Raw genomic sequence first — 12,455 nt, 5'->3', positions numbered from 1 at the left:
AACCAACAGTCACTTCTCATAACGCTTCTGTCGATGCCAGATAAATTCCAAGACTGCCCAATCGACTCCGCCTGACCACCCGTAGATATCGCGGCACTTTCCAGGCAGGTTTAAAGCAATGTCTAAGTTACTGTTTTAGTACAATTTTATTTCTTTTAATCCGTTGGTCGCGAGTTCGAATCTCGCCCGACCCACCAGCATTACTAAGCCTCGCTTCTTGCGGGGCTTTTTTATTTCGAATGTCTATGGGATCATGGAACCATGCCTAGCAAACTGTATGAGTCATTTCTCAAAAAGAATCCAAGTCCTCAAGAGCGGTTTGATCTAGGAAAATCGATTCGTAAAGCGGTTGATAGGCCCTCAATTGGACAATTTACGGTAGAAAATAAGCTCCAAGGCCCAATTGAAATTTTGCTTTCCCAAGCAAAAACTCGAATTCCTGAATACATCCCGATTCGCCATGCTCGAATGGCAGCCGATCCCTTTGCGTTTTTTAGAGGAGGTGCTGCAAGCATGGCTCACGACTTATCTAAAACTCCAAGCCCCTCTATTCAAGTGCAATTATGCGGAGATATGCATGTTAGCAACTTTGGATTCTTTTCTACCACTGAGCACCAGCTCGTCTTTGGAATTAATGATTTTGATGAAACCCTTCCCGGAAATTTTGATTGGGATTTAAAGCGTCTAACAGCTAGCGCCATGATTGCGGCGCAATTACTCGGTCAAGATCAGCTATATGGAGAGAAGATCGTACGCAATATCTGTCAGGCATATCGAAATAACATGCGTCAATACTCGACCATGCCTTATACCGATCTAAAGCGCACTTATATTGACGATAAATCGCTTACCAACATTGCAACAAAACACGCAAATGAAACAAGTCAGAAATACTTAAAGGGCTTATTGGATAAAGCTCGAAAAAATAATGGTCATGGCATGCTTGGGAAATTAACTGAAGTAACTGAGGCCGGAATTCGCCTCATTAATAATCCTCCACTCATAGAGCATCTTCAATTCTCACCAAATGGCACAAGAATTACCGAACTCAATGATGAAGGGATTAGTTCCTATATTCACTCATTAGCCCCAGATCGTAAGCACTTATTATCACGCTACAAATGGATTGATTGGGCAAGAAAGGTTGTTGGAGTTAGTAGCGTTGGCACCGGTTGCTGGGTGATGTATTTTGAGGGGCTAGATGAAAATGACCCCCTTTTTCTTCAGACGAAACGGGCACAAAAATCGATCCTCGCCTCATATTTCCCTGATACGCAATTTAAATCGGAAGGTGAGCGCGTTGTTCATGGACAGTGTCTCATTCAAGGAGCTCCAGATCTTTTTCTGGGTTATGGAAAAACAGTAGAAGCAGATTTTTATGTCCAGCAATTACGCGATATGAAGGGCGGAATTTCAGTTGGCAACGATGGAATTAATGCCAAAATATTCCCAGATTTTGCAAAACTCTTTGGGTGGGCACTAGCCAATGCTCATGCCCGTTCAGGAGATCCTGCGGTTCTAGCTGGCTACTGTGGAAAAAATGAGCTTCTTGATGATGCCCTCGTCAAATTCTCGCTGGCCTACAGCAAGTAAAATGAGGCTGACTATGCCACATTTCTAAAAGCAATCAAGCCGGGAAAAGTCTCCTGCGCTACCGAGAAATTCTAAGATTGAAGGGCTATAAATGGATTACTTACATCCATTTATAGATGATCTCCTCTATTACACTTCATCCATTCAGATGCGCATCATTTAGCTTCTGGTTTAGCAGGTGCCTGCCACGGCCAGCGCCCATCAATCTCCAGGGAGAGCGACCAACTCAAAAAGCAGCGAATCAACACAATAACCCCCAATACCGCAACACTCGTCAGACTTGGGCTAATTGCCACGGTTCGAATCACATCTCCCGCCACCAATATCTCTAAGCCTAGAATAAGTGAGCGGACTATCTGAATACGGAAAACTTTGTAGGCGATATCAAGAGTTTGAGTAATCCAGTCTTTAATGAATAGAAAAAGGCCCCTTAAGACCCCAATGGAAACAATCGCTACACCTAGCGCATCCATAATGTCACTGACATTTCTAATTGTGTCGATTAAGTTCATAGTCTCGCTTTAATTTACTAACAAATACATTCTTGAGTAGATTTTTGATGGCATGACTTCACTAGCCTCAAAATCGCTTAATGCCACTAACCCAGGTTTCAAGGGTTTTTGGAGGAGCACTCTGCATGTCTTTTGCAGTTAACCCATAAAAAGATTTATCAACTATCAGAAAATCAGCTTTTTCCCAACATGCAAATCACCCACATCAGAGTGGGCACAAACTTTGGAATTTAAATCAGTAAAGCCCCTGATTATTTCCTCCATACTTAATGATTGATATACCTCAGGATTACCAGCACCGCTCATTCCTACTTCCATAATTACTGCTGGCGATACTATATCTATAGGCGAGACGCTAAAATTAGTACTCATTCCGACCGTAACCCCTGAATCAAACATTTTTTTAATTTGATAAGCTTCATTGGTATGGCCTGCAAAAAACTGCGTCAAATTATCTTCAATTTTGCAGAATGCTGGCTGTACAGTAACCACTACTCTCCCGCCGTAGTTCGCTATTAATTTCATTTGCTCAGGCATTAAAAAGGCAACATGAGCCAAGGTATGGGTTTGCTTAATTGAGCCTAGTTTACTTTTAGTGTACTCAAGAGCATCAAGTACAGCCTGGATAGCACGATCACCTTGTGTATGGTAGTGCATATTCAAACCCAATTCTTCCGCACGCAACACAATACGATTTAAGTTATATTTTTCGCCAAAACTGTCATCCGTGTATACCTACTGTAAACCAAAACCACCATTCGAATGTTCCCATGTAGTCCATGGCTCTCCGCCTGCGTAGGCGCCATCAACAAAAATTTTTCCCCCATAAAATCTTACAAGATCAGTGTCTTTACCTTTGAGTAGCGCTGCCTCATCCACGCCATCGACATCAAATAAGGTGTAACACCAATTCACTCTCATTTTTAGCCTATTTTCTTTTTCCAAGGCATAAAAAATATCGGGTTTATGCAATCGAAAACCGATGGCACCCATCAGATCCACAATACTGGTATATCCCATAGAGGCCCAGTAATCAATGAGCTTACGAGCCCCCTCTTTGGCTAAGTCTTCATGTCCAAATTTTGCGAAAATTTCATCGGCAGGTTTTTGCTGTGACTTCTCACGAAACATTCCCGTTAAATGTCCATTCTCTCGATTAGAAGATCCGCCGATATTATCTTTAAAGTTCTCGTCAGTGATATTGCAAAAACGCATACCCGCGGTGTTGAGTAATAAATTATGACCTAACATATCAACTAACATAACTGGGTTATCTGGCGATACAGCATCAATCATTGCCAAATCTTTTAAGCTCCATTTTGTATAGTCATCCATTTCAAAACCAACACCTAAAATGGTCTCACCCTTTTGAGATTCAGCGATTTTGTCTTTTAGTTTGCTGGCAATCTCTGGTGTTGAATTTTTTACTTCACGTAAATTAACGCCAACGTTTAGGACAAATTCAGCTTCGAGGAGGTGGCAATGCGTATCCATAAAACCGGGAAAGATTGCTTTCCCTTTAAGATCCACAAGATTGGCGTTTGGAAAAGCACTCACATCAACATCATGAGCTTTAACTTGGTCATTTTCAATGAAGATGTTTTGTACTTTATTTTTTGAATCGATGTAAATATCGCCATTAATAAAAATTGTCTGAGCACTCGATTTCAAGTTATCAAGCTCTCCAAATATTCCTGAAAATTGATGCCAGTTACCCGTAAATATCTCTCACTTGATTATTAAGCAATGATTGGGCTGCTGAAAGCAACCTCCACAATGTATTTTTGTATGATCTGAAAAACTACATACAGATTACATCCCAAGTGTTTAATGTAGCAAAGTTTTTGAGATGACTTTTGATGCAAATCAAAAGTTCACTGCAATGATCCAAAAGTGGTACACGTCTATGATCTAGATAGCATCCTTGCTCTTAAAGAGTCGTAGATGGGCGGAGAGCCCATATAAGAGGTGATCAATGTGGCGCAGACGCAAGCTACCAAGAGGGGCCAGGGGTTAATATCACCCCACCACTCATCTCAATGATGAGCAATACACCAGTAAAGGGGGCACGTACTACTGCCGTAAAAAAGCAGCCATTCCAACTAAGGCAAACGACACTGTATCGGCCTGAAATGCAAGGACTGGAATAAAGTTAATGAGCTGGGCAAATAAAGCTCCAAAAATTGCACCGACCAACAGCAAAGGAGCAAACAGGCCGCCAGGCAAACTAGGGGAATAAGAGATAGAACCCAACAACCAGCGCACTATTAACAAAGTAAGTAGTGCTTGAGCGCCTAAATTATTGGACAGTATTTGCTGAGCCTGTAAGGCACCTCCGCCAACCCAAGAAGGCTGCCAGTAGGCAATCAATCCAACTCCCGCCCCAACAAAAGCTGCTTTGAGTGCGGCAGGGATATTAGGCATGGTAGTGGAAAATATATTCAGCCCAAATAAGATATTGCGATTGTATAAAGCACCCATCAAACCAACAATTAATCCCAGGATTGCATAGAGAACCAAGTTGGCCAACTCTGGCGCAACTAAGGTGGGAATGCTAAAAGAAATTACATTGCCGAAGAGAGCCCGAAATACAGTAATGCTCGTAGCAACCGCAATCAGCGTAATGAGGACACTTCGGGTGGTTATCTTGCGAGTCCACCTCCTCCAAAACAAATGCAATGCCAGCCATGGGGGCATTGAACGCCACTGATAATCCGGCCCCTGCTACCGCCGTATAGAGCAAGAATCCATCTTCCTTACTCAATCTAAAAATGCGGCCACATTGGCTCCCTATGACGGCAGCCATCTGAATAGTTGGCCCTTCTCGACCTAAAGCCATCCCCGGGATCATTACAAGCAATCCACCGAAAAATTTAATTGGCAAAACACGTAATGGCGCAGGATCAGCTTCTTTACGCATAACTGCTTCTACGTGCTGGACTCCACTACCCGCCGCACTAGGGGCAAAATAAACCATCCAACGGGCTATGCCGATGCTAATGCCAACAATTAAAGCAGCGCCAATCCATCCAGGGACACCATAAAATCCATCAACCTTCCAGCTCACCAAGAGTGTGGAAAAGCGCTCACTTCCGTGAACTAGCATCCAATGAAAAGTGCCCCCAATCAATCCCACACCAATGCCGGCAACCGCGGCTACAGCTACCAAGCGCCAGATATTAAGACCCAAAATCTCCGAAGATTCAGATTTAGTTTGATGGATGCTGGTGGAATCGATCATGACAAGGACAACTTTAACATTGTCTATTTAATAGATTGGGCCAGGAGTAAGTCATGGGATAACCATTAATTGAGAATCCACTACTGAGAATTTTTAAGAAATGATGTATACAGATTAGCAATTTTCACCGGCTGCTCTAGCATGACTAAATGACCAGCATTCGCTAAGCGATGAGATTGAGAGTGGGGAAATTTCTTTTTTAAGACTGGTAATCCCGAAATACTAAAAATTTCATCACGCTCACCCCATAGAATGAAGGTTGGCAAAGATTGATTGGGCAATCGATTTAAAGTATTGCCATAAAAATTCACAATATTTCAAACCTGTTGATAGTGTCGATTATTGTTGCGGTACTCTTGCACTAACTGCTTTTTAATGTCATTACTTATAACTGGTGCTTGCGCAAATAATAAGCCCATCTCTATATCGAATTGCGCATTATCAATGGGTATAAAGGGATTAATTCCCTTATTAATGGAATCTCTTACTTGATCACTCCATGAAATTACACCCAATGGGGCGCCGATAAAAGCCAATGATGTAATCTCATCAGGAAATTGCTTGGAATATAAACCAGCAATCGCACCTTCCATTGAATTACCTGCAATGTGAAATGATTTACCACTAACCGATCCCATAAAGCGCTGAAGAGTTGTTACTTGGGACTCTAGTTGATAAATAGCGATTGGGTACACAGTACTTTGTCCGTAGCCAGGAAGATCAGGAACAATCACATTAAATCCCTGATTGGCCAAAGCACAAGCCATATCCATCCACTGCTCTTTTTGCCCAAAGAGTCCATGCAACAACAAGATTGAAGGCCCCTGACCGCCCTGTAGATAACTGATTGAACCAGCGTCGATGGCAATCGATTTAGCGACCATAGGGCAAGCCGCATCATTGCCTTGCCCTTGCGCCATACTCAGGCACAAGACACTAGCTAAACCAACGATCCATTTATGAATTAAAGTCATGCTCATATGCTCAATTTGAAACAATATTTCAAGAAGTATCTATTACTGTAGTGGCAAATCAGTTTTGATCTATTATTAATAGCTTGATTGATTTTTAAGGGTCGAACTAGTCTCACTATAACAATCGTACCTCCTCCCACTCTTATTGTCTGAGCATTACAAAGCTAGTAATATGTAACCATGTCTAAAGTCATGATTGTTACTGGGGCTAGCCGCGGTATTGGAGCTGCGACTGCAAAACTAGCTGCTAGTAAAGGCTTTGCAGTCTGTGTTAATTACAAATCTCATACCCAAGAGGCTCAAGCTGTTGTTGAAGAGATTCAGAGCAATGGAGGCATAGCAATCGCCGTCAAGGCAGATGTGACTATTGTCAGTGAAGTAAATCGCCTGTTTACAGAAACAGTGAAGGCCTTCGGAGGACTTCACGCCCTAGTAAATAACGCTGGAATTCTAGAAACACAAATGCGCCTTGAAGATATGTCAAGTGAGCGGATTGAGCGCATCTATAATGCCAATGTCTTTTCACCAATTTTGTGCATTCAAGCAGCAATCAAAATTATGTCGACTCGTTATCAAGGATCTGGCGGATCAATTGTGAACGTCTCCTCTGTAGCATCTCGTCTTGGCTCGCCTCGGGAGTATGTAGACTATGCAGCCTCTAAAGGTGCTATAGATACACTAACAATTGGCTTAGCAAAAGAATTAGCAATCGATGGTATTCGTGTCAATGCAGTTCGCCCTGGATGTATTGATACGGATATCCATGCGAGTAGTGGGGAGCCCAATCGCATTGAACGTGTCAAACACCTTGTTCCCATGCAAAGAGGTGGGACTGCTGCTGAAGTGGCATCTGCAATTGTTTGGCTTGCTTCTGACGAATCTTCATACACAAGCGCCTCATTTATTGAAGTAGCTGGCGGAAACTAAGAAAAATTCTCAGCAGTTTAGAGGCAAGCATTGATTCATAAGCCTCTGTAGAATAGTTTCCATGAGACCCACCATCAAAATTGACTTTGTATCGGACGTAGCCTGCCCATGGTGCGCCGTAGGTTTAGGAAACCTCAATAAAGCTATTACCGCATTCGGCGATAAAGCAAACTTTGAAGTGCACTTCCGACCTTTTGAACTTAATCCCAATATGCCCTTAGGCGGCCAAGATGCAATCGAGCATCTTACTGAAAAGTATGGCCTTACCGTAGAGCAAGTACAAGCCAACCAAGCCCAGATTAGAGCGCGCGGCCCTTGAGGCTGGCTTTCAGTTCCACCCAGATGGTTGTAAGCGAGTCTACAACACCTTCGACGCACATCGTCTTTTGCATTGGGCCGGCAATGAGTATGGCCTTGGGAAGCAAGCTAGCTTAAAAACAGAATTACTGAAGACATATTTCTGCCTAGCAGTCAATTTAGATGATCAACAAAACCTTCTCAATGCAGTCATTTCGGCCGGCCTTGATCCAGATAAAGCCAAGCAGATACTTGAGAGTGGGATATACGCAAATGAAGTACGCGAAGAAGAGGCTCAATATACTGGCGCCGGCATTCACTCTGTACCCTCAGTAATTCTGAATGACCAATATCTTGTCCAAGGAGCTCAAGCTCCTGAGTCATTTATCAGTGCATTTGAACAATTACTTCAAACTGGACAAACATGACACTGACAGAACTTCGCTATATCGTCGCAGTTGCACGGGAGCGCCACTTTGGTAGAGCAACGGATGCTTGCTTTGTATCTCAGCCCACCCTATCGGTGGCCATCAGAAAATTAGAGGAAGAGCTCAACACGCAAATTTTTGAGCGCACTAATACTGAAGTCGCAATGACTAGCCTGGGCGCATTAATTGTCGATCAAGCTCAGAGAGTTCTTGAAGAGGCTAACTCCTTAAAACACTTAGCAAAACATGGTCAAGATCCTCTGCCGGGCCCGCTGAGGCTTGGCGCCATCTACACCATAGCACCCTACTTATTGCCTAGCTTAGTCCGGATTGCACGAGAGCGCTTGCCAAATGCTCCCTTATTTTTAGAGGAGAACTTCACTGTTCGCCTGCTAGAGGTCTTGCGTCAAGGGGCTTTAGATTGTGTTGTGATAGCCGAGCCCTTTGCGAGCACGGGGCTCAATCAGATAGACCTGTATGACGAGCCATTTTTAGTGGCAGTACCTAAAGGCCACCCTTGGGAAAACCGGCCATCAATCCCGCATCGGGAGCTTAAAGAGCAAAACACTTTATTGCTTGGTACAGACCACTGTTTTCGAGATCATGTGCTTGGAGTCTGTCCCGAATTAAATCGCCTTGGGTCTGGTGCAACGATTGGAGAGCAGCGTAGTTTTGAGGGCTCATCACTGGAAACTATTCGACAGATGGTAGTCAGTGGCATCGGAATTTCAGTGCTGCCAAGAACATCTGCCTTTGACACAGCCTCTTCAGATCAGCTCATTCGCTACATCCCATTTGAGGATCCCATTCCAACCAGACGAGTTTGCCTCGTCTGGCGGAAGAACTTTCCACGGGCAGCCGCAATGAATGAGCTAGCTGAAGTGATTCGTCAATGCGCCTTACCAGGTGTTCGCTATCTATAAGGTCCGCTTCTTGACTTAACTCAGATCAGAAACAAGTGAAGCTAAAGTTTCCGGGGGTAGTGTCTGAACATGCATTGGGTAACCTTTATGGTCACAACCTACCATCATCTGAGCGCCAGCTTTTAATGCCATCTTCATATCGTTTGTAAGATCAAAGCGCATAAAGTGCACTGCCGAGGTTTTATCAGCAGTAGAGCGTTCCAAGTCTTCATCAGCAATTGCATAAACACGTGGTTGACCTTCGACTTCGATAAATATTTGATGCTCAATGCCTACCAACTTCGCAAGTGCAACTTTACGATCTGCCTCATTAGGATATTCAATCATCATGGTGGCCTTGAAATCTGAACCGCTTGGCACCAAAGGGTTGTAGGCATTCAACTCATCCTCAATACCCTCCTCTTCAAATATTTTTTCTACACGCAACATTTCTTGAATTTGATAGCGCATTAAAAACTCATTCTCAAAAATCAGTGTTACGTGATCTCCAAGGTGAACGGTTCGAAGACGGCGCTCTTTAATTGCTTTTTCACGAAAAGCTGGACGCTCTTTGTGATAAGCCTCGAGTCTTAAAAGACTATCGCGTGTAATGATTCCCATGCTGCTCTATTCCTATTAATAAATTAAAGACCGTATGCCTTAGCAAGCAAAGTTAATGGGTGAGCCATTTCTGATTTTGGCAGTCCAAGCTCTTCCATGCCTTGCTCAATATGATGACCTGCCAACTGGCAGTCAGAACTAATGTAGTTTGGCTCTTCTTCAGCCATTCTCCTGAATACCGGCTTACCAATTTTCATTGCGGTTTCATGAAACTCTTTCTTTACACCCCATGTACCAGAATGTCCTGAGCAGCGCTTAACCACATTCACCTCGGTACCAGGCACCAGCTTCAGAGTTTCTGCAGTCTTTTGACCCACGTTTTGTACGCGTGAGTGACAAGCCATGTGATAGCTAACATGGCCCAACTCTTTACTGAAGTCTTTCTTTAGCAGTCCATCGGAGTTGCGAGCCATGAAGTACTCAAACGGATCCCACATAGCATCTTTTACCAATTGCGTATCAGCACAATCTGGGAACATAAGTGGCAATTCCTGCTTGAACATCAAAGTGCAGGATGGGATTGGAGTCAAGATGGCATAGCCTTCACGTGCCAACTTCGCCAACTTCGGAATATTTTTTTCCTTGTTTTCCGCAACGGATTCCAAGTCACCGAGCTCCAGCTTAGGCATGCCACAACAGGCTTCTTTGTCCACCAACTCATAAGGAATGGCATTGTGCTTCAGAATCTTAATGAGATCTTGACCAATTCCTGGTTCGTTGTAATTGATATAGCAAGTTGCATAAATAGCGACTTTTCCAGGCGTCTTAGCGCCATCCACTACTGGCAGATCCTCAGATTTTTTAGCTAACTGTGGGAATGTCTTCGGGGCGTATTCCGGAATCCAAGCGTTCTTATCCACGCCTAAAGCGCCTTCCATCACTAAACGAGCAAGGCCAGTACTGTTCACAGCATTGACTGCTTGAGTCACAATCGGAATACCAGCAAAGTGACCGAGCTTATCTGTTGAGGATAAAAGTTTGTCGCGGAAGCTTGCCTTGTCATCCTTAAAGTTCACAGCCTTTGCACGAAGCATCAGACGCGGGAAGTCAATGTTCCAAGGATGTGGTGGAACATACGGGCACTTGGTCATGTAACAAACATCACACAGGTAACACTGATCAACTACCTTTTGGTAATCCGCCTTATCAACCTGCTCCATCTCCAGATCTTCGGTAGCATCCACTAAATCAAAAAGGGTCGGGAAGGATCCGCAAAGGCTCACGCAACGACGGCAGCCATGGCAAAGATCAAAGACGCGCTCCATCTCCGCTTCCAAATCAGCCTTGTCGTAGAATTTGGGATTTTGCCAATCCAAGGGGTGTCTGGTTGGAGCTTCTAAACTACCTTCGCGAGTTGTCATATATGTCCTCTACTGTTTATGCGTGTGCAGTGTGTAAATCTGATGCCGCTAGTTTAGGGCTCAGGCGATCGATAGCAAAATTGTATTAATTAACAATCTTCATAGAAAATACCTAATTAACGGCATTGCATTACCCAAAATAGGCCTTAATTGCTATAAAAATCAATAGTTCTCACTAACTTATTTGAAGATATCTATATTTTTTTGCTAAGGTGGCCTGAAATTACTGGCTTAGACTACCCAACCAGCGTTATACTTCATTGATTGATATTTACTTATCAGTTGTTTTTAGCTATCAAGTCAATACAAAAATATGATTATTCAAACCCTCAAATTTGTTCATAATTCTCTTCAGGTGAACTTTTTAGGGCATTTTATTTAGCTTAATCACCCAATTTCAACTAACCGTTTTTAGGAGTCAATCATGGCTAAATCCGTAAAAGGTACAAAGACTGAAGAGTCTTTGAAGGAAGCGTTTGCTGGTGAATCACAAGCAAACCGTCGTTATTTGTATTTCGCGAACCAAGCTGATATCGCTGGCGCAAATGATGTTGCAGCAGTATTCCGCTCAACAGCTGAAGGCGAAACAGGTCATGCCCATGGTCATATGGAATATTTGATCGAAGGCGGTGCAGGCGAGCCAGGTACTGGCATGCCAGCTAAGACAGTTGCTGAAGCATTGCAAGCAGCTATTGCTGGTGAAACACACGAGTACACAGATATGTATCCAGGTATGGCTAAAACAGCACGCGACGAAGGCTTTGATGAAATCGCTGACTGGTTTGAAACACTAGCTAAGGCTGAGCGTAGCCACGCTAACAAATTTACAAAAACATTAGAAGCACATTTGGCAAACGCTTAATTAGCTAAGTCATTTATTTGAAGCCCCCGAATGAAAGTTCGGGGGTTTTTTTATTGCGTCAATCCACCCAAGTTGGATACTTTTGCATCACCGCAGTAAATACTGGGGCCTCAATCAAGCGCTGGAGCCATTGCTTGATATGTGGCAAAGGCAAACCCTCAAAGACCTTCGGATCAACCTTCGAAAGTTGTCGGATAAACGGAAAAATAGCGATATCAACCCAACTCCTTCGAGTGCCCATTAAGTAGGTGTTTGTTGCTAAGGCGGCTTCCATGGGTTTGAGCATGATTTCTTGCAACTGGTTCAGCACCTCAGCCTGCCTCAACTCAGGATGTCGATTGGGATACTTATATTGATCCAACAAAGTCTTAAACGGACCATCATTTTTCTCAAGCCATGCTTGAGCGATAGACTCATCAACTAGCGTCCAGCCATCTGGATCTGACTGCATCAGCGCCCAGTACATGATCTCCAGACTCTGCTCCAGCACGCGTCCCTCGATAGACAAAACTGGAACGGTTCCCTTGGGCGATAAGAGCAACATCGATTCCGGTTTTTTCCTGAGCTCAATCTCACGATGCTCCACCTCAATGCCAGCATATTTCAATGCCATGCGAGCCCTCATTGCATAAGGGCACCTTCGGTAGGAATACAGGATTGGCTTCATGAATATATTGCTTGGTTACTCTCTGAGAATACTAAAGGAAGCTTACTGATATAACAAAAATGCCCCGGTA

The 12,455-nt window shown here is 43.6% G+C and carries 13 protein-coding genes and 2 pseudogenes; 6 read left to right on the top strand and 9 right to left on the bottom strand.

Going from position 1 to position 12,455, the window contains the following annotated elements:
- Positions 1–261 precede the first annotated feature (261 nt).
- Positions 262–1,593 carry a DUF2252 domain-containing protein gene (locus tag DXE44_RS01710; protein WP_114652159.1) on the top strand — a complete coding sequence of 444 codons (1,332 nt, stop codon included), beginning with the start codon at positions 262–264 and terminating at the stop codon, positions 1,591–1,593.
- 155 nt (positions 1,594–1,748) lie between these two features.
- On the opposite strand, the gene DXE44_RS01705 is transcribed toward DXE44_RS01710, so the two are convergent.
- The 6 genes and pseudogenes from DXE44_RS01705 to DXE44_RS01675 form a co-directional block, all read right to left on the bottom strand.
- Positions 1,749–2,105, bottom strand: a complete 357-nt coding sequence (locus DXE44_RS01705) for a DUF1622 domain-containing protein (RefSeq protein WP_114652157.1) — start codon at positions 2,103–2,105, stop codon at positions 1,749–1,751.
- A 165-nt stretch (positions 2,106–2,270) separates the two neighbouring features.
- A pseudogene (locus DXE44_RS10500) lies at positions 2,271–3,635 on the bottom strand (amidohydrolase).
- A 543-nt stretch (positions 3,636–4,178) separates the two neighbouring features.
- On the bottom strand, positions 4,179–4,778 hold the full coding sequence (locus DXE44_RS01690) for a chloride channel protein (protein ID WP_162785847.1): 600 nt from the start codon (positions 4,776–4,778) through the stop codon (positions 4,179–4,181).
- Positions 4,660–5,346 (bottom strand): chloride channel protein, encoded by a 687-nt coding sequence (locus DXE44_RS10880; protein WP_114652149.1) that lies wholly within the window; start codon positions 5,344–5,346, stop codon positions 4,660–4,662. Before DXE44_RS10880 ends, DXE44_RS01690 begins: the two co-directional genes overlap by 119 nt.
- Before the next feature lie 80 nt (positions 5,347–5,426).
- Positions 5,427–5,657: an alpha/beta fold hydrolase gene (locus DXE44_RS11290; RefSeq protein WP_415065007.1), complete on the bottom strand. Its 231-nt coding sequence runs from the start codon at positions 5,655–5,657 to the stop codon at positions 5,427–5,429.
- A gap of 6 nt (positions 5,658–5,663) precedes the next feature.
- Positions 5,664–6,326, bottom strand: coding sequence for an alpha/beta fold hydrolase (locus DXE44_RS01675; protein ID WP_114652145.1), 663 nt, complete (start codon positions 6,324–6,326; stop codon positions 5,664–5,666).
- 174 nt (positions 6,327–6,500) lie between these two features.
- On the opposite strand from DXE44_RS01675, the gene DXE44_RS01670 reads away from it, so the two are divergent.
- From DXE44_RS01670 to DXE44_RS01660, 4 genes and pseudogenes are all read left to right on the top strand, one after another.
- Positions 6,501–7,247, top strand: coding sequence for an SDR family oxidoreductase (locus DXE44_RS01670; protein ID WP_114652143.1), 747 nt, complete (start codon positions 6,501–6,503; stop codon positions 7,245–7,247).
- A gap of 61 nt (positions 7,248–7,308) precedes the next feature.
- Complete coding sequence (locus DXE44_RS11150; RefSeq protein ID WP_331851825.1) at positions 7,309–7,566, top strand: DsbA family protein; 258 nt, start codon at positions 7,309–7,311, stop codon at positions 7,564–7,566.
- A 40-nt stretch (positions 7,567–7,606) separates the two neighbouring features.
- Positions 7,607–7,972 (top strand): annotated as a pseudogene (locus DXE44_RS11145) (DsbA family protein); the annotation flags it as partial.
- Positions 7,969–8,895: a LysR substrate-binding domain-containing protein gene (locus DXE44_RS01660; RefSeq protein WP_114652141.1), complete on the top strand. Its 927-nt coding sequence runs from the start codon at positions 7,969–7,971 to the stop codon at positions 8,893–8,895. The pseudogene DXE44_RS11145 and the gene DXE44_RS01660, both read left to right, overlap by 4 nt.
- Before the next feature lie 15 nt (positions 8,896–8,910).
- On the opposite strand, the gene DXE44_RS01655 is transcribed toward DXE44_RS01660, so the two are convergent.
- Together DXE44_RS01655 and DXE44_RS01650 are read right to left on the bottom strand one after the other, a co-directional pair.
- Complete coding sequence (locus DXE44_RS01655) at positions 8,911–9,495, bottom strand: DUF3501 family protein (RefSeq protein ID WP_114652139.1); 585 nt, start codon at positions 9,493–9,495, stop codon at positions 8,911–8,913.
- Positions 9,496–9,518: 23 nt separating this feature from the next.
- Positions 9,519–10,856, bottom strand: a complete 1,338-nt coding sequence (locus tag DXE44_RS01650; protein ID WP_114652137.1) for a heterodisulfide reductase-related iron-sulfur binding cluster — start codon at positions 10,854–10,856, stop codon at positions 9,519–9,521.
- Positions 10,857–11,280: 424 nt separating this feature from the next.
- Between DXE44_RS01650 and DXE44_RS01645 the strand changes: the two genes are divergently transcribed.
- Positions 11,281–11,718, top strand: coding sequence for a rubrerythrin family protein (locus DXE44_RS01645; protein ID WP_114652135.1), 438 nt, complete (start codon positions 11,281–11,283; stop codon positions 11,716–11,718).
- A 58-nt stretch (positions 11,719–11,776) separates the two neighbouring features.
- On the opposite strand, the gene DXE44_RS01640 is transcribed toward DXE44_RS01645, so the two are convergent.
- Complete coding sequence (locus DXE44_RS01640) at positions 11,777–12,385, bottom strand: glutathione S-transferase (protein WP_114652132.1); 609 nt, start codon at positions 12,383–12,385, stop codon at positions 11,777–11,779.
- Between the last annotated feature and the right edge of the window lie 70 nt (positions 12,386–12,455).

It is taken from the genome of Polynucleobacter necessarius, from assembly GCF_900095175.1.
Taxonomy (GTDB): domain Bacteria; phylum Pseudomonadota; class Gammaproteobacteria; order Burkholderiales; family Burkholderiaceae; genus Polynucleobacter; species Polynucleobacter necessarius_I.
This window is presented reverse-complemented; position numbering and strand designations above follow the sequence as displayed.

Excerpts from the sequence above, each read along its gene's own strand:
- DXE44_RS01650 (WP_114652137.1), bottom strand. The coding sequence starts at position 10,856 with ATGACAACTCGCGAAGGTAGTTTAGAAGCTCCAACCAGACACCCCTTG.
- DXE44_RS01660 (WP_114652141.1), top strand. The coding sequence starts at position 7,969 with ATGACACTGACAGAACTTCGCTATATCGTCGCAGTTGCACGGGAGCGC.
- DXE44_RS11150 (WP_331851825.1), top strand. The coding sequence starts at position 7,309 with ATGAGACCCACCATCAAAATTGACTTTGTATCGGACGTAGCCTGCCCA.
- DXE44_RS01655 (WP_114652139.1), bottom strand. The coding sequence starts at position 9,495 with ATGGGAATCATTACACGCGATAGTCTTTTAAGACTCGAGGCTTATCAC.
- DXE44_RS01645 (WP_114652135.1), top strand. The coding sequence starts at position 11,281 with ATGGCTAAATCCGTAAAAGGTACAAAGACTGAAGAGTCTTTGAAGGAA.
- DXE44_RS01675 (WP_114652145.1), bottom strand. The coding sequence starts at position 6,326 with ATGAGCATGACTTTAATTCATAAATGGATCGTTGGTTTAGCTAGTGTC.
- DXE44_RS01670 (WP_114652143.1), top strand. The coding sequence starts at position 6,501 with ATGTCTAAAGTCATGATTGTTACTGGGGCTAGCCGCGGTATTGGAGCT.
- DXE44_RS01640 (WP_114652132.1), bottom strand. The coding sequence starts at position 12,385 with ATGAAGCCAATCCTGTATTCCTACCGAAGGTGCCCTTATGCAATGAGG.
- DXE44_RS01705 (WP_114652157.1), bottom strand. The coding sequence starts at position 2,105 with ATGAACTTAATCGACACAATTAGAAATGTCAGTGACATTATGGATGCG.
- DXE44_RS01710 (WP_114652159.1), top strand. The coding sequence starts at position 262 with ATGCCTAGCAAACTGTATGAGTCATTTCTCAAAAAGAATCCAAGTCCT.
- DXE44_RS10880 (WP_114652149.1), bottom strand. The coding sequence starts at position 5,346 with ATGATCGATTCCACCAGCATCCATCAAACTAAATCTGAATCTTCGGAG.